We start from the raw sequence: 21,708 nt of genomic DNA, 5'->3' as shown, positions 1-21,708 counted from the left end.
CGGGATCGTACTGTGCGGACTCATCCCCGTCGTCGGGCAAGCAGCCACTGGCGCACGGTTCGCGCACCGGGTGCGAGCGCCGTCGTCACGGTGGTGTCCACGTCGGTCGGGTGGGTGCGCAGCCAGCGCCACATGGTCGTGAGGTCCGTGCCCGCGAACTTCTCGAACAGCCGCACCGGCATGGGGAAGCGGCGCGGGGCGCGGCCGTGGACCTCGCGCCACAGCGCCCGGCACTCGTCGATCGACCGCACGTCGGACGCCAGGGCCAGGTCCGCGCCGACGTAACGGCCGGGGTCGGCCAGCACGCGTGCCACGACCGCGCCGAAGTCGTCGAGGCACAGCCACTGCACGGGCCGGTCGCCGACCATCAGCTTCGGCATCACGTGCCACACGGCCACCGCGGGGTGGAACGCCTTGTCGCTCATCAGCTCCATGTAGGCCATGGGCCGCAGGACGGTCAACGGCAGCCCGAGGGACTCGAGGTGCGCCTGCACGGCCAGCTTCGAGTCCCACGAGCCGACGCCCGTGCCCGGCGCGCCGACGCCCGCCGAGCCGTACACGACGTGCCGCGCCCCGGCCGCCGCGGCGGCGGTGCCCACGTTCCTGCCCTGGGTGACCTCGCCGGTGAGCCCGCTGATCACCGGGTTCTGCACGCTGAACACGCCGTGGGCGCCGGCGAGCGCGCGCCGGAGACCCGCCGGGTCGGCCATGTCCGCGCGCACCACCTCGGCGCCGGCCGCGGCGAGGGCCCGCGCGGCCGCGGACCCGGGCGTCCTGGTCACCGCGCGCACGCGCCAGTCTCCGGCGAGCAGGTGCCGTGCGACCGCGCCGCCCTGCCGTCCCGTCGCGCCGAGGACGACGACCAGCCGATCGTCCATCACGACCCTCCCGCGTGGATGTCCGGATCACCGGACTATGCGCCTCGGGGAGGTCCGGTCGCCACACTCGTCACGCAGGGGCGGCCCCCGGCGAACCGGACGTGACCCGGGTCAGGCCGGGCCCTCGGCGGCGGTGTAGGTGAGGAAGGTGACGCCGCTGTCGAGGGTCACGTGGTCCGACCGGGTGAACCGGCGGCGGCCCGGCTCGTTCTTCCCCGCGAACAGCGGGATGCCGGTGCCCGCGGTGACCGGGTTGACCTTGAGGACGAGTTCGTCGATCTCGTGGTAGAGCGCGCCGGCCAGTTCGGCGCCGCCGACGAGCCAGATGCCGCGGCCGTCCTCGTTCTTGAGCCGCCGGACCGTGTCCACCGGGTCCGCCGCCACGACGTCCACGCCGGGGTCGGGGCTCTTGCCGAGGGTGCGGGAGAAGACCAGGTGCCGCAGGTGCGCGTACGCGTTGGTGACGCCCGCGGCCAGGCCGACCTGGTAGGAGCGCCTGCCTTCCAGCACGGTGTCGAAGCGCGTGCCCGGGTCGGTGACGCCGAGCGCGTGGCGGGCGGGTGTCGGCAGGGTCTCCGGGTAGTGCGCGACGACGTGGGCCAGGTAGTCCTCGCCGACGGTGAACAGGCTCGCGGAGGGGTCGGCGCCGTCGGGTTCTGCGATGTACCCGTCGATGCTGGTGGCGATGTAGTAGGTCAGCGTGCGCATGCGTCCTCCGTGGTCTGCCACCGTCCGGTGGTGGCACCCCACCCTCCACTGAGGAATCGGGCGGATCAACCGCGATTTCCCGCACGAGCGATAACAGCGGCGTTATCGGGCGGGGCGGTGCGGCCTGGTCCGGCCGAACCGCCGGGGGCCCAGCTCGGTCGCGACGTCGACGAAGCCGCGGACCCTGGGCGGCAGCGCGTCGTCGCGCCACACCAGGGCCCACTCGGTGGCCTGCGCGTCGTGGACCGGCAGGAAGACCACCCCCGGGTGCGAGTAGTACCGCAGCACGTGCTCGTTCAGCGGCGTGAGGCACTCGCCGGCGGCGACCATCGTGAGCAACTCGTGGAAGGTGGTGGCCTGTGGACCGCGGCGGATGGGCCTGCCACTGGGTGTGTGCGTCGGCGCCATGGCCTCGTACCAGTAGCCGGGCAGCCGTGGGCCGGCGTCGACGAAGACCCGGTCCGCGAAGTCCTCGATGGACACCGACGACCGGCCGGCGAGCTCGTGTCCGGTCGGCACCGCGAGCACGCGGCCCTCGGTCAGCAGCACCGGGCCCTCGACCAGGTCCGGTTCCCGCACCGGCCGCCACAGCAGCGCCAGGTCGATCTCCCCGCCGCGCACCGCGGTGAACGGATCGCTGAAGTGGATCTCCCGGAACACGCTCTCGCAGCCCGGGTACCGGCCGCGGAACGCGTCGACGACGTCGCGGATCTCGTGCCCCACCGCGCCCATGACACCCACCCGCACGGTGCCCGTCATCCCGCGCGCCGCCTCGGTGGCCTTCGCGACGCCCGCGCGGATCGCGTCGTAACCGGACCGCAGGTCGTCCCGCAGCTGCGCACCGAGCGGCGTCAGCGCCACCGCGCGGCTGCTGCGGTCGAACAACGCCGCACCGATCCGGCGCTCCTGCGCCTTGATCGCCTGACTCACCCGGGCCTGGGACACGTGCAGGCGTTCCGCCGTGCGCCCGAAGTGCAGTTCCTCCGCGAGCGTCAGGAAGATCTCGATGTCCCGCAGCTCCACCGACAACCCTCCGACGCGACCCGCCCCTGGCGTCACGATAACAGCCAGGTTATCGATCCGGCGTGCTCACGGCGGCCCTTGGTGGTAGCCGCCGCGGTGGAACAGCAGGGGACGGGCGTCGCGGTGGACGTGCATGCCGAGCACCTCGCCGATGAACAGGACGTGGTCACCGGCGGGGTGGGCGGCGACGGTCCGGCACTCCAGCCCCGCCAGGGACGTGGTGAGCAGCGCCGCGCCCGTGTGCGGCCCCGGCTCGTGCGGGACGCCGGTCAGGTCGCCTGCCGTCGCCGGGTCGGCGAAGCGGCGGGAGAGGTGCTGCTGGTCGGCGGCGAGCACCGACACCGCCCACTCGCCCGCGGCGCGCAACCGCGCGGTGAACGGGGACCGCACGCCGAAGCACACCGACACCAGCGGCGGGTCGAGCGACACCGAGGTGAAGCTGTTCGCCGTCCTCGCGAGCTGGCCGGCGGGCGTCACGGTGGTGACCACCAGGACACCGGTCGGGACGCGGCCGAGCACCGAACGGAACTCGGCCGCGGCCCGCCGCGGCACGGTGCTCGTCATCCCACCGGGGCCCCGGCCGGGCGCAGGTCGCGCAGCGCCTCGGCGATGTCCTCGTCGTCCGGGGCCAGGTCCGCGGCGGCGGTGAGGTCGGTGAGCGCGTCGGCGTCGCGGTCGACGCTCCGCAGGGCGTGCGCGCGGTTGTAGCGGATCGCGGGATCCTCGGGGGAGAGGTCGACGGCACGGTCGAGGTCGGCGAGCGCCGCTGCCGTGTCGCCCACCTCGTAGGCCACCGACGCCCGCGCCACGAGCGCGCTCACCAGGTCCGGCGCCGCCGCGAGCGCGCGGTCGAGCTCGGCGCGGGCCTCGTCGTGGCGGTCGTGTTCGGCGTGCACCTGGCCGAGCACCGTGCGCAGGTACGCGTTCTCGGCGTCGAGCGCGAGCCCGGCCAGCGCTGCCGCCTCCGCCTCGGCCAGCCTGCCTTCGTCCAGCAGCAGCCCGGCCTTGTTGACGTGTGCGTCCACCATGTCCGGTTCGAGCACGAGCACGTAGTCCAGGGCGGCGAGCGCCTCGTCCACCTCGCCGCGCTCCTGCAGGATCTCCGCCCGGTTGTACTCCGCCTCCGGGAACGGCGGGCCCAGCCGGATCGCCGTCTCGTAGTCGGCGAGCGCCTCGTCGTCGCGGCCGAGGCGGTGCAGCGCGTTGCCGCGGTCGAGGTAGTAGTCGGGGTAGTTCGGGTCGACGGCGATGACCGCGTCGTAGGCCGCGACCGCCTCGTCGAGCCTGCCGAGGCCGACGAGGACGGACGCCTTGTTGTGCACCAGCACCGACCGGTGCAGCCGGTGCTCGTGCAGTTCCAGCTCGGCGTCGAGCAGCTCGAGGCCTTCGGACACCAGCCGCAGCGCCTCCGGCAGGTTGCCGAGGTGCGCCTCGACCAGCGCGAGCCCGTTGCGGTTGAACACCACCCGGAACGCGCGCTCGCCGCCGTCGAACAACAGCTTCGCGAGCGCGATCGCCTGGTTGAGCAGGCCCTTGGCGCGCAGGTGGTCGCGCTTGGCCGGTTCGTGGTGGCGGGTGTAGATCATGCCGGTCGCGTAGGCGGCCTGCATGTGCACCTTGGGGTTGTCGGTGAACGCGATGGTCTCGGCGTAGAGCGCCGCCGCCTCCTCGGCGCGGCCGAGCGCGGCGAGCGACACCGTGGTCTTCGTGGTGTACGCCCACCAGTGGTCGACCCGCGCGTGCCAGTCGACGACCGCGCGTCCGCGCGCCGCGAGCTCGATCGTGGCGTGGTAGTACCCCATGTCCACGCAGTGGTCGACCGCGTGGAGGAGCGCGTCGCCGCCCGCGCCGGCGGGATCGGAGCCGTGCTCGCGGTGGTACGGGATGGCGCCGAGCGCCAGGGTCGCCTCGGCGCGTGCCTCGAGCTCGGCGGCCCGCCGGTCGTGCAGCCCGGCGCGCACGTCGTCGGGCAGCCGGTGGTACGCGGCGACGACATGCGGCAGGTCCAGCGTGCCGTCCGACTCGACGTACCGGGTGGCGAGGGCGAGGTCGTCCTGCCCGCTGCCGGGTTCCTCGGCCGGGGACGCGACGTCGGCGCGGCTCGCGTACGCGCGCAGCGCCGGGCCGAGCGGGTCCGGCACGTCGTCGCCGACGCTCACGACCACCAGCGACAGCAGGCCGGGGTCGAGGCGCCGCAACGCGATCGCCAGGAACTCGGCGTCGGTGGTGTCCGCGGCCTGCGCGGCGTGGACGACCAGCGTCGCGCCCCGCGTGCCCGCCGCGCGCAGGTCGCGCTCGAGGAACTCGGTGAGCCCGTGGCTGAGGCGTTGCGTGCGCATGCGCGAGTAGAACCGCGTGCGTTCCTTCGGCACCGCAAGCGACGTGAGCGTCTGCCGGGTGGCCGCGACGAGGGTGCCGAGTTCCGGCGCCACCGACAGCAGTTCGATCTGGTGGCGGTCCACCACCTCGGGCCGCGCCTGCCACGCCCTCGGCACGACCGCCCGCATGACGGTGCCGGCGGCGGTGTAGGGCCCGCGCAGCCCGCGGTGCGCGCTGACCGGCGCGACCAGCCGGGTGTCCTCGGGCGCGAACCCGGCGACGACGTCGTCGAGCAGCTCCGGCGCGACCGGCTCCGGGAGGCGGATCCAGTGGTGGCGAGCGGGGGACATGTCTCCTCCAGGAGTCAGGCGGCGAGACCGCGACGGCGCCGGTTGCGGTGGGCGAGGACGCCGGCGAAGACGAACTGGCCGACGCTGAGGACGAGGAACACGACGGCGTCGAGGAGACCGAGCGCGGTCGGGTCGCCCTGTGCGCGGTCGATGACGATGCCGAGCATCGTCAGCATGGCGGGGAGCACGGCGAGCACGAGCGTGCCGACGAGGAACCCGTAGCCCGCGACGAGCAGCCACGAGTACCACCGGGCGACGGCCCGGTCCCTGGCGGGCCACACGGTCTCGTCGACCAGCCGCGACCGGCGGCCGAGCAGGCGGTTGACCCGGTTGCGGAGCATCCCGCCCGCGGCGGCCTGCAGGTCGTCGCAGCCGAGCACCGTCGTCGTGAGGTAGTAGAGGTCGGTGCGCAGGAACAGGTACGACTGCCACACCACGCGCAGGACGGTGACGAACGCGAAGGCGAGGCACACCCGTCCGACCCCGGACCCGGCGCCGGTGAGCGCGGCCGTGGTGGTGAGCAGGGCGATGACCAGGCCGTCGGCGAGCACGCCCGCGAGGATCGGCAGGTACCTGCGGCGGCGCGGCACCGTGACCAGACCGTCCAGCGAGGTTTCGAAAACGAGGAAGTAGAACCGGCGGCCGATGCGCAGGCTGGAGTTGAGCCCGAGCCGCCTGCCCGCGAGCGCGTGCGCCGCCTCGTGCACCAGGATGAGCGGTATCTGCCCGAAGAAGACGCCGAGTTGCAGCACCACGAGCGAATCGGTGAAAAAGAGGTTCCGGTAGTGCGGCGCGAGATTCGGGTCGCGCACCACCACGAACACCGCGATTGCCGCCACGGCGCCGTACACCACCCACGCGGCTGGGGAGAACAGGGCAATGCCGAGCCGTCGCCACCGTATTCGGGGCGCCGACGTCCGCGCCGATTCGGAAGTGGCGAGGAAATCGAACTCGTCGAGAATTTCGAGGAATTCGTCCAGGTCGACTGGTTCGCCGTATTCCCGCGCGTACCACGCCGCTGCGGCGTCCGGCGGAACGCCATCGACGAGTTTGCGCAACAGCGCTGCGCCATCGGTCGGCAGCACGCAGTAGGACTCGATGTCGGGCCGCCCGACGGTGACCTCGTCGCCGTCGTCGAGGAAGGTCAGGTAGTGGAACGGCAACGGCCTGGTCAGATCACGCGCGGCGGTGGTCATGCGGCACCTCGGAATTCCGGAAAAGGGGTCCGAAACGCCGGTCCGGCCCGCGACGGCGGGCCGGACCGGCATTTTTCAGCTGACCGCGCAGCCGCAGTCGTACAGCGTCGCGGCGGAGGTCAGGCGGACCGTGCCGGCCTTGCGCACCTTGATCTTCTTCTTCATGGAAATTCCTCCCAGATAGATGAGAAATGGACGGTAGAGAGCCCGCCGACCTCCGGATGCCGTTTCGCGGAACCTCGCACCGGTGGACAACTCTCACACCTGCCCGAGAATGCTGCAAGCGTCCGAAAGAGTGACGCGAAAATACTTTGTAAAAGTTGATGATCGCCCGAGCGGGGCAGAATGTTGACCCGTCCAGTCATGGCGCGCAGCGCCATTCGGTCGGACCGAACCCGCCGAATCCGGACGAAATATTCGGCGCTGGGCGCGCCGGCGCCCGTGCATCGTCGCACCGGAATCGGAGCGGCGATGTGACAGGGAATGCTACGGTTCCCTGCCGCTGGGGTCAGTCGACGACAGGGCACGGCACCCGCCGCGAAGTTCGAGCGAAGGAGAACCCCGTGCGCTACCTGATGACGACGTTCGGCGACGGCAGCACCCCCACCGAGCGGCAGTACGAGGAGATGGACGAGTTCATCGCGGAGTTGTCCGCCTCGGGCGTCCTGCTGGCCGCCGGGGGACTGGAGACCGGCGGTGTCCACGTCACCAGCCTGCGCGGCGAGTGCACGGTCACCGACGGGCCGTTCGCCGAGGCCAAGGAGGCCGCGGGCGGGTTCGCGCTCGTCGAGGTGAACTCCCGCGAGGAGGCGGTCGAGCTGGCCCGGCGGGCCGCCGCGATCGGCGGGGACGGCACGACCGTCATCCAGCAGGTGTTCGGCTGATCGTGGCCGGACCCGTGGACGTCACCCGGACCGTCGAGGCGGTCTGGAAGCTCGAGTCGGCCCGGATCGTCGCCGGGCTGACCCGGCTCGTCCACGACGTCGGGCTCGCCGAGGAACTGGCCCAGGACGCCCTGGTCGCGGCCCTGTCCCAGTGGCCGGCCGAGGGGGTGCCCGGCAACCCCGGCGCCTGGCTGACCGCCGTGGCGAAGCGCCGCGCGATCGACCACCTGCGGCGGGCGCGGCGCGTCGACGTCGAGGAGGACCTCGGCGAATCGGCCGCCGACGAGCCGGCCGGCGAACGGGACGACGTCCTGCGGCTGATGTTCCTGTCCTGCCACCCGGTGCTGCCCACGCCCGCCCGGGTCGCCCTCACCCTGCGCCTGCTCGGCGGGCTGACCGCGGCGGAGATCGCCAGGGCGTTCCTGACCACCGAGCAGGCCGTCCGGCAGCGGGTCGCGGCGGCCAAGCGCACCCTCGCCGAGCAGCAGGTCGCGTTCGACCTGCCTGCGGGCGCCGAGCTGGCCGAGCGGCTGTCGTCGGTGCTCGAGGTCGTGTACCTGATCTTCAACGAGGGCTACACGGCGACCGAGGGCGATGGCCTGCTCCGGCCCGAGCTCAGCGCCCAGGCGCTGCGGCTCGGGCGGCTGCTGGCCGAGCTGGCGCCGGGGGAGGGCGAGGTCCACGGCCTGGTGGCGCTGATGGAGATCCAGGCCTCCCGCGCCGCCGCGCGGACCGGGCCGTCCGGCGTGCCGGTCCCGCTCGACGAGCAGGACCGCGGCCGCTGGGACCACCTGCTCATCCAGCGCGGGTTCGCCGCGCTGCTGCGCGCCCGCGACCTCGGCGGGCCGCCGGGACCGTACGTGCTGCAGGCCGCGATCGCCGCCTGCCACGCCCAGGCCCGCACCGCGCGGGACACCGACTGGGCGCGGATCGCCGCGCTGTACGGCGCGCTGGAGGGCGTGCTGCCGACGCCGGTCGTCCGGCTCAACCGGGCGGTCGCGACCGGCCGCGCGGACGGGCCGGACGCCGGGCTCGCCGCACTCGACGCGCTCGCCGACGACCCCGCCCTGCGCGACTACCACCTGCTGCCCGGTGTCCGCGGCGACCTGCTGGCCAGGGCGGGACGCGTGGACGAGGCCCGGCGCGAGTTCCGGCGGGCGGCGACGCTGACCCGCAACCACGCCGAGCGCGACTACCTGCTCGGCAGGGCCGCCGCCGGTGCGGCACCGGACGTGCCCACCCTGGCGGGGGCGGTGCGGGAGTTCCTGGGGCGCGCCGACCTCGGCCCGGCCACGGTCCGCTCGTACGGGCAGACGATGCGGCGGTTGCGCCGTTCCCTCGGTGACGAGCTGCCGCTGTCCGCGCTGACCGCCGACGAGGTCGCGCGGGTGTTCACCACCGCGTGGTCGGACGCCGCGGCGCGGACCTGGAACCGGCACCGGGCGGCGATCCGGTCGTTCGGCGCCTGGGCCGCGCTGCCCGGCCTGGACGCGGGCCTCGCCCGGCGCGACGAGGTCACCGCGCCCATCCCGGCGATCCCGCCCGCGCTCCTCGACCGGCTCTGGGGTGCGCAGCAGGTCCCGCTGCGGGAACGCGTGCTGTGGTCGCTGCTGCACGAGTCGGGGGCCGCGGTCAGCGCCGTGCTCGCGCTCGACGTCGAGCACCTCGACCTGGACGACCGGCGAGCGCGCGGGCGCGGCGCGTGGGTGAGCTGGCGCGCCCGCACCGCCCGGCTGCTGCCGGAGCTCGTCGCGGGCCGCGACCGCGGGCCGCTCTTCCTCGCGGACCGGCGTCCCGGACCGTCCCGGGTCGTGGCGCCCGGCGACCGCTGCCCGCACACCGGCCGCGGCCGGCTCTCCTACGAGCGCGCCGAGTACCTGTTCAAGCGGCACACGCGAACGCTCGACCCGTCCGGCGCCGGCTTCACGCTCCGGCAGCTCCGCGACCAGGGCGGGTCACCGGGCGGTCAGGGCGCGTCCCATCGCCAGACGTGACTCGGCGTTCTGCAGCGCCACCACCGAGATCGCGTGGAGCAGCGCGGGTTCCGGGTAGCCGAGGTCACGCAGCCCCTGGAGGTCGGCGGGGCGCATCCGCCACGGGCTTCGGCTGAGTTTGCTGGCGAACGCGGTCAACAGCTCCTCGCGGTCGTCGCGCGGTGCGTACCCGGCGAGCTCGTCGGCGCGAGCCAGGTCGCAGGTCTCCTCCGCGGCGGCGCGCGCCAGCACCCGCCGATCACGCCGGTTCAGCGGTTCGCCGGAGTCGAAGACGTACTCGTGCCACCGCCGCCAGGCCTCGCTCGTCGCCGGGTAGGCGGGGAGCGTGCGGTACTCGGCTGCGATCACCGGCCACGACGCGCGGTCCGGTCGTGGCGCGGGGTCGCGGTCGCGTTCCGGTTCGAAGACGGGCAGCGGGGAGGCGTAGTCGAACTCGATGCCGGACGCGTCGGCGACCCGGGTCAGGTAGTTGAACATCGCCACGACGGCGACCGCGGACTCCAGCCCGGCGCCCTCGATGCCGTGTGCCGCAAGGGATGCGGTGTGGTCGCGGGTGATCGACCACGGCCGCGCGGTCAGGTCCTGCGCGAACCGCGCCAGCGCGGCGCCGCGCGCGGGCAGCAGATGGTTGTCGCCCTTGAGAACGCTCTCGGGCAGTGCGGCATCACCGCTGGCGACACGCAGAAACTCTGCGTGAGCCGACGTTCAATAGAAGCACTCGTTGGTGCGGGAGGTGACGCTGCTGACCAGCTCCCGATCCGCCCACCCGAGCGCGGTGCCGTGCAGGGAACCGGAAATCGCGAACGTGCGCCGCATCAGCTCCGCGTCGAGGCTGTGCGCGCGGATGATCCCGGGCGCGTCGCCGTGCGGTGGCACGTACACGTCCGGGATCGGCCGGGCGGCCATCATCGCGTACGTCTCCGCGAGCGCACCGTCCGCGTCGGTACGGGAGATGGTCCCCAGCCAAGCCATGTCCCGGAGTCTAGATCACCGTGATCGAGTCCGGCCAGATCCCGCGGCGAGGATCGATCCGGCCGGACGTCGTCGCACTGGATCAGCTCGACGCGGCGTGCCGAAGACCGCGGTGCACGTCTGGACGCGGATGCGGCTCTGTGTTCCTACCTCCGTACCCGTTCGGGTGATGTGGTTGAACGGCTGGCCGAACTGCTCTCCGTGCTCCCGGACAAGCAATGGGACATCGTTCTGCTCAGAGCCCTCGTCGGGTTGTCGGCAGAAGAGACGGTGGAACCACTCGGGTCCACCCCGGGCGCCGTCCGCGTCGCGCAACACCGGGCACTCGCCAAGCTCCGGACGACCCCGTCGGTCGAGGAAGTGTGCTGATGAGCAAGCGAATTGAAGGGGTGTCGGCCGGCCTCCCCCCGTGAGTTCGGGAGGAGGCTCGGCCCGGGGACCGCGATCGAGGATGCCGGGCCCGCTTTCATTCCGCCTTATCGCGGGGGACCAGGTGGAAGATGTCGCTGTAGGCGATGCCGAGCGGGTGGCGGTCGCGGAGTCGCCACGCCGAGTCCTCGAACAGGTCGAGCCACTCCGCGGCGGTCGGCACGTGCTGGCCCATCAACGCGTGCGTCAGCTCGAAGCCGAGCGTGAAGACCGGGGGCTGGCCGCCGTCGAGGCCGGGGGAGCGGTGGGTGTCGCTGAACAGGAAGTCGGTCACCTTCGGCAGGCGGTGGCGCAGGCGGGCCAGCGTGTGCAGGCAGTTCTCGCGTGGCCAGAAGTCGTGGCCGAGGAAGAAGGAGAACGCGACCTCGGCCGTGGCGTACTCGGGGTGGTCGGACGGGTCGCGGACGTCGTCGTGGATGACCGTGACGCGGTCGGTCAGGCCGGCTGCCTCGACCGCGGCGCGGGCGACGCGCACCGCGCCCGCGTCCATGTCGACGCCGATGAAGTGCTTGTCCGGCAACCGCTTGGCGAGGCGGATCACCCGGTTGGCGCTGCCGCAGCCGAGGTCGATGGCGACGTCGAAGCGCAGGTCGTCGACGAGCCGTTCCACCACCGGGTCGACGAAGTGGCCGCCGTAGTCCTTGCCTGCGATCGCGATGTGGCCGCCGTCGCGGTGGGCCATGGGGTTCGTCGACGCGCGGAAGGCCGGGTCGCAGAAGTCCGCCGCCTGGCTGAGCATCCGGCCGTAGCCGCGGATGAGCCAGCGGAAGTAGCCCTTGTTCAGCCACACCTCCTCGAACTCCGGGCCCGCGGTCAGGATGACCGGGTTCGTGCCCACCGGCTCCACGACCCCCGCCTGCGCCAGCACCTCCAGCAGTGCCAGCAGGGACGGGCCGTGCAGGTTCCGCTGCTCCTGGAACGCCTGCACGTCCACCTTCGCGGCGTCGTGGAGTTCGTCCAGGAAGCCGAGCTCGTCGGTCGCGCTGATCGCGAAGGTGGCCAGGGCGGAGTTGAAAAGGGAGTTGGTCGGCATCCTGACCTTCTTCATCGTAGGGTTAGCAGGTCGGCCAGTCCGTCGAGGAACGCCTGCATCTGGCCGGGGGTGCCGATGGACACCCTGATGTGGTGCGGCAGACCCATGTCGGCGGTGTCCCGCACCGCGAAACCGTTGGCCCGCAACAACATGACGAGGCTCTCGTGGTCCGGGCCGAGGTGCACGAGCACGAAGTTCCCCCGCGATGGCGGGCAGCGCAGGCCGAGCGCCCGCAGGCGGTCGCGGAAGTGTTCCCGCGTTTCCACCGTCCTGGCCACGCACTCCCGCATGAACTCCTGGTCCGCCAGCGCCGCCACGGCGGCGCGTTGCGCCAGCCGGTTGACGTGGTAGGGCACCGCGGGGTGGAGCCGGTTGACCTTGGCGATGACGGCGGGGTCGCCCACCACGTACCCGACGCGCAGGCCCGCGAGGCCGTACGCCTTGGAGAACGTCTTCATGACGCAGATGTTCCTGCCGGTGGCGGCGGCGGGCAGGGCCGACGCGAAGTCCGCGCCCGCGAACTCGCCGTACGCCTCGTCGACGATCAGCACGCCGCCGCCCGCGATCGCGGCCTGGTGCAGCGTCGTGAGCGCCGCCTCGTCGAGGACGCCGCCGGTCGGGTTGTGCGGCGTGCACACGAAGGCGAACGGCGCGCCGGCCCGCAGCCGCGCCGCGAGGTCGTCGACCGGGATCCGGTAGTCCCGCAGTGCGCAGGTCGTGTACGGCTGCCCGGCGGCACGCATGCTCTCCCGGTAGCTCGTGAACGTCGCGTCCGTGGTCAGGGCGGGCCGAGTGCCGTCGGCGAGGGCGAGTACCAGCAGCAGGATGACCTCGTCCACGCCGTTGCCGATGCTGACCCGTTCCGGGCCGACACCGTGGAAACCGGCGATCGCACCGACGAGTTCGGTGCCTGCGCTGTCGGGATAACGATGTATTCGGGACAGTTCTTCGGCAACCGCGCCGAGCACGACGGGACTCGCGCCGTAAACATTCTCGCTGGCGTGCAGCCGTAACACATCAGTGAATTTGTCCAGACCTTGGATCGCCGTCATCAAACCCCCGATGGAGAATTGCCTGGGATCTCGGCCGATGGTTCACCATGGTAGGTGTGGCCCGGATCGGTCGGCAAGATAAATCAGGGGACCCGGCTTGTCATAAACCGGACAGCAGTTTGAGGTTGGCGGCTTTGACCCCGGCCTGGAACCGGGAAGTGACGTTGAGGTCGCGCAGGACCTTGGCCACGTAGCGGCGATAGGTGCGCACCGAGATGCCCATTTCGCGGGCCGCCGCGTCGTCGAGCGTGCCCGCGTAGAGATAGGAGAGCACGGTCGCCTGGATGGTGTCCTCGGCCCGCCGGGCGGACGCGATGTCCTCCGCGTGCTCCCACAATCCGCCGAACAGGTGAAGAAGGCTCGTGCTGAGCTCCCTGCTGCGGACGTGGACGACCTGGCGCTGCTCCTCGCCGCGGTCCCGGTGCGCGACGGTGAACACCTCGGCGCCGAAGACGAGCATGTCGGGCAGGCTCCGGTGGGTGACGCGGACCTCCGCGCCCAGCGCGCCGAGCCGGATGAGCCGGGGGTCGTTCGGGGTGGCGAAGACCGAGCGGTGCAGCAACAACTGCAGCCGGTGCCCGATGCGCAGGATGTCGCGGTGCAGCGCGTCGACGATGCCGAGCGCTTCGCAGTCCGCCCACGACGCGCAGGACGCCCTCGCGATCGCGGTGCCCGGCGCCTGATCGGAAGTAATCCTTTCGATCAATTCGATCGCGCGAATGTCGGCGACCGGATACGCCTTCTGGACCAGCCGACTATCGCCACGAGGCGGCGCGTCGTTCCCCGATGCGGGCATATTCCCTCTCCCCCGTTACACGGTCGCCGGTTGCGGAGCCTTGGTCAGCATGCGGTCGCGCGCTCACTTTTTCATTGAGGTTGTCTCGCCCGGACCGGGGTCGCGGCAAGTTGATCGCTGTCCAGTTCGTGACAGAACGCTGGATTCCTGCATGACCCTTCCGGTACACATGGCAAGGGCCGGACAAACGCCGGACGAATGCCGGAAGATCAATTTCCCGGCGGCGCGGCCAATGTGGCGATCAGCCCCAGAAATCCCACTGTTGGGGAGGATTTGTGATGAATCCGTTCGACGACGAGAACGCCAGTTTCAAGGTCCTGGTCAACGACGAGGGGCAGCACTGCGTCTGGCCGTCGTTCGCCGAGGTGCCCGCCGGGTGGACGGTGCGGCTGGCCGACGCGCCGCGTGCGGTCTGCGTCGAATACGTCGAAAAGAACTGGGTGGACATGCGGCCGAACAGCCTGATCGCCGCGATGCGGGCGGGTTGATGGCCGCGGTGACCGGAATCGCGCCCCCGCTGGCCGTGGACGACCTGTGCTCGTTCGTCGGATCGGCCGACGCCGGCGTGATGAATTTCCTCAACGAGATCGCACTGCGTTTTCCCGGCGCCATCTCGTTCGCGGCGGGCAGGCCGTACGACGAGTTCTACTCCACCGAGCTGGTCCACCACTACGTGGACACCTACGTCGCGCACCTGATGCGGCAGTGCGGCGGCGACGAGGTGCACGTGCGCCGCACGCTGCTCCAGTACGGCCGCACCAAGGGCATCGTCCACGACGTCATCGCCAGGATGCTGCTCGTCGACGAGGGCATCGACGTCGACCCGGAGTCGATCGTGGTGACCGTCGGCGCGCAGGAGGCGATCTACCTCGTGCTGCGGGCGCTGCGCCGCACGGCCGACGACGTCGCGTTCTACGTGCGGCCCGCGTACGTCGGTTTCACCGGCGCCGCGCAACTCGCGGACATGCGGGCCATCCCGGTGCCGAGCACCGCCGACGGCATCGACCTGGCCGAGCTGCGCACCGCGATCCACACCGCGCGTGCCTCGGGGGCACGCCCGCGCGTGCTGTACCTCAACACCGACTTCGCCAACCCGACCGGCCTGACCATGTCGCTCGCCACCCGGCGCGAGGTGCTGCGGATCGCCGAGGACGAGCGGATCCTGCTGATCGAGGACAACCCGTACAGCCTGTTCACCGGCGACCAGGAACGGGTGCCGACGCTCAAGGCGCTCGACACCGCACACCGGGTCGTGTACGTCTGCTCCTTCGCGAAGACGGTGTTCCCCGGCGCGCGGGTCGGGTTCGCGGTCGCGGACCAGCCGGTGGCCACCGGCACGGGCACCGAGTTGTTCGCCGACCAGCTGGCCAAGCTGAAGAGCGTCCTGACGGTCAACACCGCGCCCATCGGGCAGGCGGTGATCGCCGGGAAGCTGCTGGACCACGGGTACAGCCTCCGGGCCGCCAACAAACGCGAGGTCGACGCCTGCCTGCGCAACCTGCGCATGGTGCGTGCCGGGCTGGCCGAGGCGTTCCCCGCCGGGACGACCCCGGCGGTCACCTGGAACGACCCCGCCGGCGGGTTCTTCATCGTGCTGGACGTGCCCTTCCCGGCCGGGGACGAGGAACTGGAACGGTCCGCGCGCGAACACGGCGTGCTCTGGACACCCATCCACCACTTCCACGGCGACGGCCGTCCGCGGCCGAGGATCCGGCTGTCGTTCAGCCACCTCAGCCCCGCGGAGATCACCGAAGGAATGAAACGGCTGACCGGCTTCGTGAAAGAGAGTAGCCAAGCATGATCCCGTTGTCGTTTTCGCAGCGCCGCCTGTGGTTCCTGCACCGGCTGGACGGACCGTCGGCCACCTACAACATCCCGGTGATCACGCGCATCCACGACGCGATGGACGTCACCGCGCTGTCCGCGGCCATCGCGGACGTGGTGGCCCGGCACGAGGTGCTGCGCACCGTGTACGTCGAGGTCGACGGCGAGCCGGTGCAGCGGGTGATCCCGGCCGGCGAGGTGCGGATCGACTTCGCGCACCAGGTGGTGACCCACGAGGAACTGGACGCCGCGGTGCTCGCCGCGTCCAGCCGGGTCTTCGACCTGGCGGCCGAGCCGCCGCTGTCGGCGCGGTTGTTCAGCGTGGGGGAGCGCGAGCACGTGCTGGTGCTGACGCTGCACCACATCGCGGGCGACGGCGCGTCGATGGTGCCGCTGAGCCGCGACCTCTCGCAGGCGTACGTGGCCCGCTGTGCCGGCGGCGCTCCCGACTGGGAGCCGCTCCCGGTGCAGTACCAGGACTACACGTTGTGGCAGCGGGAACTGCTGGGCGCGGAGGACGACCCGGACAGCGAGATCAGCAGGCAGCTCGACTACTGGCGGACGGCGCTGGACGGGCTGCCGGAGGAACTGCCGCTGCCGACGGACTTCCCGCGCCCGGCGCGCGCGTCGTACCGCGCGGGCCGGGTGGACCTGACCATCGCCGCCGCGACCCACGCCGGGCTCGTCGACATCGCCCGCACGCACGACGCGACGCTGTTCATGGTGGTGCAGGCGGCGACCGCGGCGTTGCTGACCCGGCTCGGCTGCGGCGACGACATCCCGCTGGGGACGGTGGTCTCCGGCCGCACCGACGAGGCGCTCGACGACATGGTCGGGTTCTTCGTGAACTCGTTGGTGCTGCGGAACGACACCGGCGGCAACCCCACGTTCGCCGAGCTGGTGGACCGGACCAGGCGTGCCGACCTGGCCGCGTTCGACCACCAGGACCTGCCGTTCGAGCGCCTCGTCGAACACCTCCAGCCCGCCCGGTCGCTCGCCAGGCACCCGCTGTTCCAGGTCGCCATGACCGTCGACCGCGGCGACGTGCTGGCGTTGACCGGCCTCAACGGCGTCGCCGAGCAACCGCCGTTCGACACCGCGAAGTTCGACCTGTTCTTCGGGTTCGTCGTCCGCGACGACGGCGACCTGCAGGTGAAGCTCACCTACGCGGAGGACCTGTTCACCAGGGCCAGTGCGGAGACCGTGGGACAGCGCCTGGTGCGGCTGCTGACCCAGGTCGCCGCCGCACCGGACCTGCCGCTGTCCTCAGTGGACATCCTCGGCACGGCCGAGCGCACCCGCCTGCTCGGCGAGTTCAACGCCGCGACGCCACGCGTGCCGCAGGAGACGCTGCCCGCCCTGTTCGAACAGCAGGTGCGCGAGCACCCGGACGAGGTCGCGGTCGTCGGCGAGCGGGAGGTCACCTACCGCGAGCTGAACGCCATGGCGAACCGGCTGGCGCACCACCTCGCAGGCCACGGCGTCGGCCCGGACGTGCACGTGGCGGTGTCGATGCGCCGCACACCGGACCTCGTCACGGTCATGCTCGCGGTCGCCAAGGCAGGCGGGTGTTACGTCCCGGTCGAGCCCGCCTACCCGGCCGCGCGCAAGCAGCGGATCCTCGACGAGACCGCGCCCGCCGTGGTCATCGTCGACGACCCGGACCACCTGCCCGTCACCGCCGCGCCCCGGCTCGTCGCGGGCGCCGGTCTGTGGCAGGAGATCGCGGACCTGCCGTCGGACGACCCCCGGCCGCGGCTGTCCCTGGACAACGGCGCCTACGTGATCTACACGTCCGGCTCGACCGGCACCCCGAAGGGCGCCGTGCTCACGCACCGCGGCATCACCCGGCTGCGGCACCGGTTCAGCGCGGACTTCGAGGTCCGGCCGGGCAGCCGCGTCCTGCAGATCTGCTCGATCGGCTTCGACGGGTCGCCGTGGGAGATCCTCATGGCGCTGCTGGCCGGTGGCGCGGTGATCCCCTTCGACCCGGACCGGCTCACGTCCGCCGACCCCGCCGACGCCGCACTGGTCCGCCGGACCACCCACGTCACGGTCACGCCGTCGCTGCTCGCCTCGTTGCGGCCGGGCACGTTCCCGCCGGGCGCGATGCTCATCGTCGCGGGCGAGGAGGTGCCGCAGTGGCTGGTCGACAACTGGGGGACCACCCACCGGCTGGTGAACTCCTACGGGCCCAGCGAGGCGACGGTCATCAGCACCGGTGCCTGGCTGTGCGCGGGTGAGCCGGTCACGCTCGGCGTGCCGGTCGCCAACACCGACCTCTACGTGCTGGACCAGTTCCTGCAGCCGGTCCCGGTCGGTGTCGCCGGCGAGCTGTACGTGGCGGGCCCCGGTCTGGGCCGGGGTTACGTCGGCAGGCCGGACCTGACCGCGGCGCGCTGGGTCGCGTGCCCGTTCGGGGCGCCCGGGGAGGTGATGTACCGCTCCGGGGACGTCGTGCGCTGGCTGCCCGACGGCAGGCTCGTGTTCGTCGGGCGCTCCGACAACCAGGTGAAGGTGCGGGGTTTCCGCATCGAGCTCGGCGAGATCGAGACCGCGCTGGCGGCGCTCGACGGCGTGCGGCAGGCCGCGGTGATCGTGCGGACGGACCAGCCCGGCGACAAGCGGCTGGTGGCGTACGTGGTGCCCGACGGCGGGACGGTCGACGTGCCGCTGCTGCGCAGGGAACTGGGCGTCCGGTTGCCCGACTACATGGTGCCCTCGGCGTTCGTGCAGGTGGACGAGCTGCCGCTGACCTCGAACGGGAAGCTGGACTGGCGGGCGCTGCCCGCGCCGACGTACGGCACGGGGGCCGGCAGCGGCAAACCCCGCACGGCCCGGCAGGAGGTGCTGTGCCAGCTGTTCGCCGCCGTGCTCGGGCTGCCCGAGGTCGGTGTGGACGACAACTTCTTCCTCCTGGGCGGGCACTCCCTGCTCGCGACGCGGCTGGCGAACCGGATCCGGTCGACGCTGAACGTGGAGATGGGCGTCCGGCTGCTGTTCGAGAACCCCACCGTCGCCGGCCTGGAGCCGCACCTGGTGTCGGGCGCCGTCCGCCCGCCGCTGCGCGCGGTCGCGAACCCGCCGGAGCCGCTGCCGCTGTCGTTCGCGCAGCGCAGGCTGTGGTTCCTGCACCGCCTCGAGGGCGCGTCCGCCACCTACAACGTGCCGGTGACGACCCGGCTGCGCGGGCGCGTCGACGTCGCGGCGCTGCGGGCCGCCATCGGCGACGTGGTCACCCGGCACGAGGTGCTGCGCACCGTCTACGTCGAGGTCGACGGCGAGCCCGCGCAGCGGATCGTCCCGGCCGGTGCGGCACGCGTCGACTTCGCCCACGAGACGGTGGCGCCCGGCGCGCTGGAACCCGCGGTGACCGCGGCCTCGGCGCGCGCGTTCGACCTGTCCGCCGACCTCCCGCTGGCGGTCCGGTTGTTCAGCGTCAGCGACGAGGAGCACCTGCTGGTGCTGACGCTGCACCACATCGCGGGCGACGGGGTGTCGATGGGCCCGCTGAGCCGGGACCTGTCCACCGCGTACGCCGCCCGCTGCGCGGGCACGGCACCGGTGTGGGAGGCGCTGCCGGTGCAGTACCGGGACTACACGCTCTGGCAACGGGAACTGCTCGGCGGTGCGGACGACCCGGACAGCGAGATCAGCAGGCAACTCCGGTACTGGAGCACGGCGCTGGCCGGGCTGCCGGAGGAACTCCCGCTGCCGACGGACTTCCCGCGCCCCGCCCAGGCGTCCTACCGGGCGGGCCGGGTGGACGTGTCGGTCGACGCCGCGACGCACGCGCGGCTGCGGGCGCTGGCACGCGCCAACGACGCGACGTCGTTCATGGTGGTGCAGGCCGCCATCGCGGCGCTGCTGACCAGGATGGGGTGCGGCACCGACATCCCGCTCGGCACCGTGGTCGCCGGCCGCGCCGACGACGTGCTGGACGAGCTGGTCGGGTTCTTCGTCAACTCGCTGGTGTTGCGCAACGACACCGCGGGCAACCCGACCTTCACCGAGCTGCTGTGCCGGGTCCGCGACACCGACCTCACCGCGCTCGACCACCAGGACCTCCCGTTCGAGCGCCTCGTCGAGCACCTGCGCCCGGCCCGCTCGCTCGCCAGGCACCCGCTGTTCCAGGTCGCGCTGTCCCGCGCGGACCGGGCGCCCAGCTCGTTCCCGCTCGCGGGCCTCGACGCGGAGGCGGAACCGACGAGGCTCAGCATCGTCAAGTTCGACCTGGACATCACGGTCTCCGACGAGCCGGGGGACGCCGACCTCGCCATCAGCATCGGGTACGCCACCGACCTGTTCACGCACGAGACCGCCGAGCTGCTCGGCAGGCGGCTGGCCGCGATCCTGCACCGGGCCGCGGCGGACCCGGCGACCAGGCTCGGCGAGTTCGACATCCTGACCGACGCCGAACGGCGCCTGCTCACCGAACCGGAGGACACCCCGGCCGCCGAGCCCGGCACGGTCGTCGCGGCGTTCGACGCGGCGGCGGCGCGGTTCCCGCACGCCGTCGCGGTCACCGACGGCACGACGGAACTGTCCTACGCGGAACTGCGGGAGCGGGCCGAACGGCTGGCCCGCGTGCTGCGCGCGGCGGGCGTCGGTGCGGAGACCACGGTGCCGGTCCTCATGGAACGGTCGGTCGACCTCATCGTCGCGTTCCTGGCCACGCTCAAGGCGGGCGGCGCCTACCTGCCGATCTCCGCCGCGTACCCGCTCGCGCGGATGCGGTCGGTCGACGCCGCCAGCGGCTCGCCGGTCCTCATCGTGGACAAGGCGTTCGGCGACCACGACCTCGCGATCGCCGCCTCCAAGGCGGGCAGGCACGTGATCACCTGCGAGCACACGCACGACGACCCGGCCGGCCCGTTGCCGGTCGTGCGGCCCGGCCAGCTGTGCTACGTCATGTACACCTCCGGCTCCACCGGCGAACCGAAGGGCATCCAGATCACCCACCAGGGTGTCGTCGACCTGATCCGCGACCCGTCGTGGACCATGGGCCCCGGCGACCGGGTGCTGCTGCACTCGCCGCACGCGTTCGACGCGACCACGTGGGAGATCTGGGGGCCGCTGTTCGCGGGCGGCACGGTCGTGGTCGCCCCACCCGGTGACCTCGACGCGGTGACGTTGCGGTCGCTGGTCCGCACGCACGGGGTCACGAAGCTGAGCCTGACGGCCGGGCTCTTCCGGGTGATCGCCGACGACCTGGTCGACGTCTTCCGCGACCTGACCGAGGTGACCACCGGCGGGGACGTGATCTCGGCGAGCGCAGTCGAGCACACCCTGCGGAACTGCCCCGGCACGATCGTCCGCACCACGTACGGGCCGACGGAGATGACCCTGTGCGTGACGCAGTACCCGTGGCGGGCGGGCGAGGAGGTCGGGCCGACCGTCCCGTTGGGACACCCGATGCGCGGCGTCCGCCGCTACGTGCTCGACGAGTACCTGCAGCCGGTGCCGCCGGGGGTCGCTGGGGAGCTGTACCTCGCGGGCGCCGGCATGGCGCGCGGCTACGCGGGCCGGCCGGGCCTGACCGCGGAGCGGTTCGTGGCCTGCCCGTTCGGGCGGCCGGGTGAGCTGATGTACCGCACCGGTGACGTGGTGCGGTACGACTCCGCGGGGCGCCTGCTGTTCCTCGGCCGCTCCGACGACCAGGTGAAGGTGCGGGGCTTCCGCGTCGAGCTCGGCGAGATCGAGAGCGCGCTGACCGCGAGCGACGGGGTGCGGCAGGCCGCGGTGCTCGCGCACGCCGACCAGTCGGGGGAGAAGCAGCTGGTGGCCTACGTCGTGCCGGCGAGCGTGGACGCGGTCCGGCTGCGCGGTGCGCTGGCGGCCAGGCTGCCGGACTACATGGTGCCCGCCGCGATCGTGCCGCTGGAAGCGTTGCCGTTGACCGCCAACGGAAAGCTCGACCGCGCCGCGCTGCCCGCGCCGGTGTACCGCACGGGCGGCGGCGCCAAGCCGGAGAACCCGCGCCAGGAGGCGCTGTGCGGCCTGTTCGCCGACGTGCTGGGGCTGCCGGAGTTCGGGGTGACCGACAACTTCTTCGACGCCGGTGGCCATTCCCTCCTGGCGACCCGCCTGGTGAACCGGATCCGGTCGACGTTGGGCGTGGAGATGAGCGTCCGGCTCCTCTTCGAGAACCCGACGGTCGCCACGCTCGAACCCAACCTGCTGACCGTGCGGTCGGCGCGGCCCGCCCTGCGGCGCCGGTCGACGGACACAACCTCGAAAGGGAAATGAG

Annotated in this window: 15 protein-coding genes and 2 pseudogenes; 6 read left to right on the top strand and 11 right to left on the bottom strand. The window is 72.3% G+C overall.

What is annotated here, in order from left to right; genetic code table 11:
• Window positions 1-20: 20 nt before the first annotated feature.
• The 6 genes from ACYQ77_RS14920 to ACYQ77_RS14895 form a co-directional block, all read right to left on the bottom strand.
• Window positions 21-878, bottom strand: coding sequence for an NmrA family NAD(P)-binding protein (locus ACYQ77_RS14920; RefSeq protein ID WP_459711480.1), 858 nt, complete (start codon window positions 876-878; stop codon window positions 21-23).
• A gap of 111 nt (window positions 879-989) precedes the next feature.
• Window positions 990-1,586: a dihydrofolate reductase family protein gene (locus tag ACYQ77_RS14915; RefSeq protein ID WP_459711478.1), complete on the bottom strand. Its 597-nt coding sequence runs from the start codon at window positions 1,584-1,586 to the stop codon at window positions 990-992.
• Window positions 1,587-1,688: 102 nt separating this feature from the next.
• On the bottom strand, window positions 1,689-2,609 hold the full coding sequence (locus tag ACYQ77_RS14910; protein WP_459711476.1) for a LysR family transcriptional regulator: 921 nt from the start codon (window positions 2,607-2,609) through the stop codon (window positions 1,689-1,691).
• A 66-nt stretch (window positions 2,610-2,675) separates the two neighbouring features.
• Window positions 2,676-3,173 (bottom strand): flavin reductase family protein, encoded by a 498-nt coding sequence (locus ACYQ77_RS14905; RefSeq protein WP_459711473.1) that lies wholly within the window; start codon window positions 3,171-3,173, stop codon window positions 2,676-2,678.
• Complete coding sequence (locus ACYQ77_RS14900) at window positions 3,170-5,278, bottom strand: tetratricopeptide repeat protein (RefSeq protein ID WP_459711471.1); 2,109 nt, start codon at window positions 5,276-5,278, stop codon at window positions 3,170-3,172. Before ACYQ77_RS14900 ends, ACYQ77_RS14905 begins: the two co-directional genes overlap by 4 nt.
• Before the next feature lie 14 nt (window positions 5,279-5,292).
• Entirely contained in the window at window positions 5,293-6,474 is a 1,182-nt protein-coding gene (locus tag ACYQ77_RS14895) for a hypothetical protein (RefSeq protein WP_459711469.1), read from the bottom strand.
• A 563-nt stretch (window positions 6,475-7,037) separates the two neighbouring features.
• Between ACYQ77_RS14895 and ACYQ77_RS14890 the strand changes: the two genes are divergently transcribed.
• Window positions 7,038-7,358 carry a YciI family protein gene (locus ACYQ77_RS14890; protein ID WP_459711468.1) on the top strand — a complete coding sequence of 107 codons (321 nt, stop codon included), beginning with the start codon at window positions 7,038-7,040 and terminating at the stop codon, window positions 7,356-7,358.
• A gap of 2 nt (window positions 7,359-7,360) precedes the next feature.
• Window positions 7,361-9,352, top strand: coding sequence for a sigma-70 family RNA polymerase sigma factor (locus ACYQ77_RS14885; protein ID WP_459711465.1), 1,992 nt, complete (start codon window positions 7,361-7,363; stop codon window positions 9,350-9,352).
• Here the strand turns inward: ACYQ77_RS14885 and ACYQ77_RS14880 are convergent.
• Both ACYQ77_RS14880 and ACYQ77_RS14875 read right to left on the bottom strand, forming a co-directional pair.
• A complete protein-coding gene (locus ACYQ77_RS14880) occupies window positions 9,314-9,835 on the bottom strand; it encodes a carboxymuconolactone decarboxylase family protein (protein WP_459711463.1) in 522 nt (173 codons plus the stop codon). The genes ACYQ77_RS14885 and ACYQ77_RS14880 overlap by 39 nt on opposite strands.
• Before the next feature lie 222 nt (window positions 9,836-10,057).
• The gene (locus ACYQ77_RS14875; protein ID WP_459711461.1) at window positions 10,058-10,324 is read right to left on the bottom strand and encodes a hypothetical protein; all 267 of its coding nucleotides are present in this window, start codon (window positions 10,322-10,324) and stop codon (window positions 10,058-10,060) included.
• Window positions 10,325-10,501: 177 nt separating this feature from the next.
• On the opposite strand from ACYQ77_RS14875, the pseudogene ACYQ77_RS14870 reads away from it, so the two are divergent.
• Window positions 10,502-10,693: pseudogene (locus ACYQ77_RS14870) on the top strand (sigma factor-like helix-turn-helix DNA-binding protein); the annotation flags it as partial.
• Window positions 10,694-10,790: 97 nt separating this feature from the next.
• Here ACYQ77_RS14870 and ACYQ77_RS14865 read toward each other — a convergent pair.
• From ACYQ77_RS14865 to ACYQ77_RS14855, 3 genes are all read right to left on the bottom strand, one after another.
• The gene (locus ACYQ77_RS14865) at window positions 10,791-11,786 is read right to left on the bottom strand and encodes a class I SAM-dependent methyltransferase (RefSeq protein ID WP_459711459.1); all 996 of its coding nucleotides are present in this window, start codon (window positions 11,784-11,786) and stop codon (window positions 10,791-10,793) included.
• Window positions 11,787-11,797: 11 nt separating this feature from the next.
• Window positions 11,798-12,802: a pyridoxal phosphate-dependent aminotransferase gene (locus ACYQ77_RS14860; RefSeq protein WP_459711458.1), complete on the bottom strand. Its 1,005-nt coding sequence runs from the start codon at window positions 12,800-12,802 to the stop codon at window positions 11,798-11,800.
• 136 nt (window positions 12,803-12,938) lie between these two features.
• Window positions 12,939-13,634, bottom strand: coding sequence for a helix-turn-helix transcriptional regulator (locus ACYQ77_RS14855; RefSeq protein WP_459711455.1), 696 nt, complete (start codon window positions 13,632-13,634; stop codon window positions 12,939-12,941).
• 278 nt (window positions 13,635-13,912) lie between these two features.
• Between ACYQ77_RS14855 and ACYQ77_RS14850 the strand changes: the two genes are divergently transcribed.
• The 3 genes and pseudogenes from ACYQ77_RS14850 to ACYQ77_RS14840 all read left to right on the top strand — a co-directional run.
• Window positions 13,913-14,122, top strand: coding sequence for an MbtH family protein (locus ACYQ77_RS14850; protein ID WP_459711453.1), 210 nt, complete (start codon window positions 13,913-13,915; stop codon window positions 14,120-14,122).
• Window positions 14,123-14,130: 8 nt separating this feature from the next.
• Complete coding sequence (locus tag ACYQ77_RS14845) at window positions 14,131-15,435, top strand: aminotransferase-like domain-containing protein (RefSeq protein ID WP_459711451.1); 1,305 nt, start codon at window positions 14,131-14,133, stop codon at window positions 15,433-15,435.
• Window positions 15,432-21,707 (top strand): annotated as a pseudogene (locus ACYQ77_RS14840) (amino acid adenylation domain-containing protein); the annotation flags it as partial. The gene ACYQ77_RS14845 and the pseudogene ACYQ77_RS14840, both read left to right, overlap by 4 nt.
• Window position 21,708 lies beyond the last annotated feature (1 nt).

It is taken from the genome of Actinophytocola sp. KF-1, from assembly GCF_054661535.1.
The sequence above is the reverse complement of the archived record's forward strand: the minus strand, read 5'-3'. Positions and strand labels throughout refer to the sequence as shown.

Excerpts from the sequence above, each read along its gene's own strand:
- ACYQ77_RS14920 (WP_459711480.1), bottom strand. The coding sequence starts at position 878 with ATGGACGATCGGCTGGTCGTCGTCCTCGGCGCGACGGGACGGCAGGGC.
- ACYQ77_RS14915 (WP_459711478.1), bottom strand. The coding sequence starts at position 1,586 with ATGCGCACGCTGACCTACTACATCGCCACCAGCATCGACGGGTACATC.
- ACYQ77_RS14905 (WP_459711473.1), bottom strand. The coding sequence starts at position 3,173 with ATGACGAGCACCGTGCCGCGGCGGGCCGCGGCCGAGTTCCGTTCGGTG.
- ACYQ77_RS14900 (WP_459711471.1), bottom strand. The coding sequence starts at position 5,278 with ATGTCCCCCGCTCGCCACCACTGGATCCGCCTCCCGGAGCCGGTCGCG.
- ACYQ77_RS14895 (WP_459711469.1), bottom strand. The coding sequence starts at position 6,474 with ATGACCACCGCCGCGCGTGATCTGACCAGGCCGTTGCCGTTCCACTAC.
- ACYQ77_RS14875 (WP_459711461.1), bottom strand. The coding sequence starts at position 10,324 with ATGGCTTGGCTGGGGACCATCTCCCGTACCGACGCGGACGGTGCGCTC.
- ACYQ77_RS14865 (WP_459711459.1), bottom strand. The coding sequence starts at position 11,786 with ATGCCGACCAACTCCCTTTTCAACTCCGCCCTGGCCACCTTCGCGATC.
- ACYQ77_RS14855 (WP_459711455.1), bottom strand. The coding sequence starts at position 13,634 with ATGCCCGCATCGGGGAACGACGCGCCGCCTCGTGGCGATAGTCGGCTG.
- ACYQ77_RS14850 (WP_459711453.1), top strand. The coding sequence starts at position 13,913 with ATGAATCCGTTCGACGACGAGAACGCCAGTTTCAAGGTCCTGGTCAAC.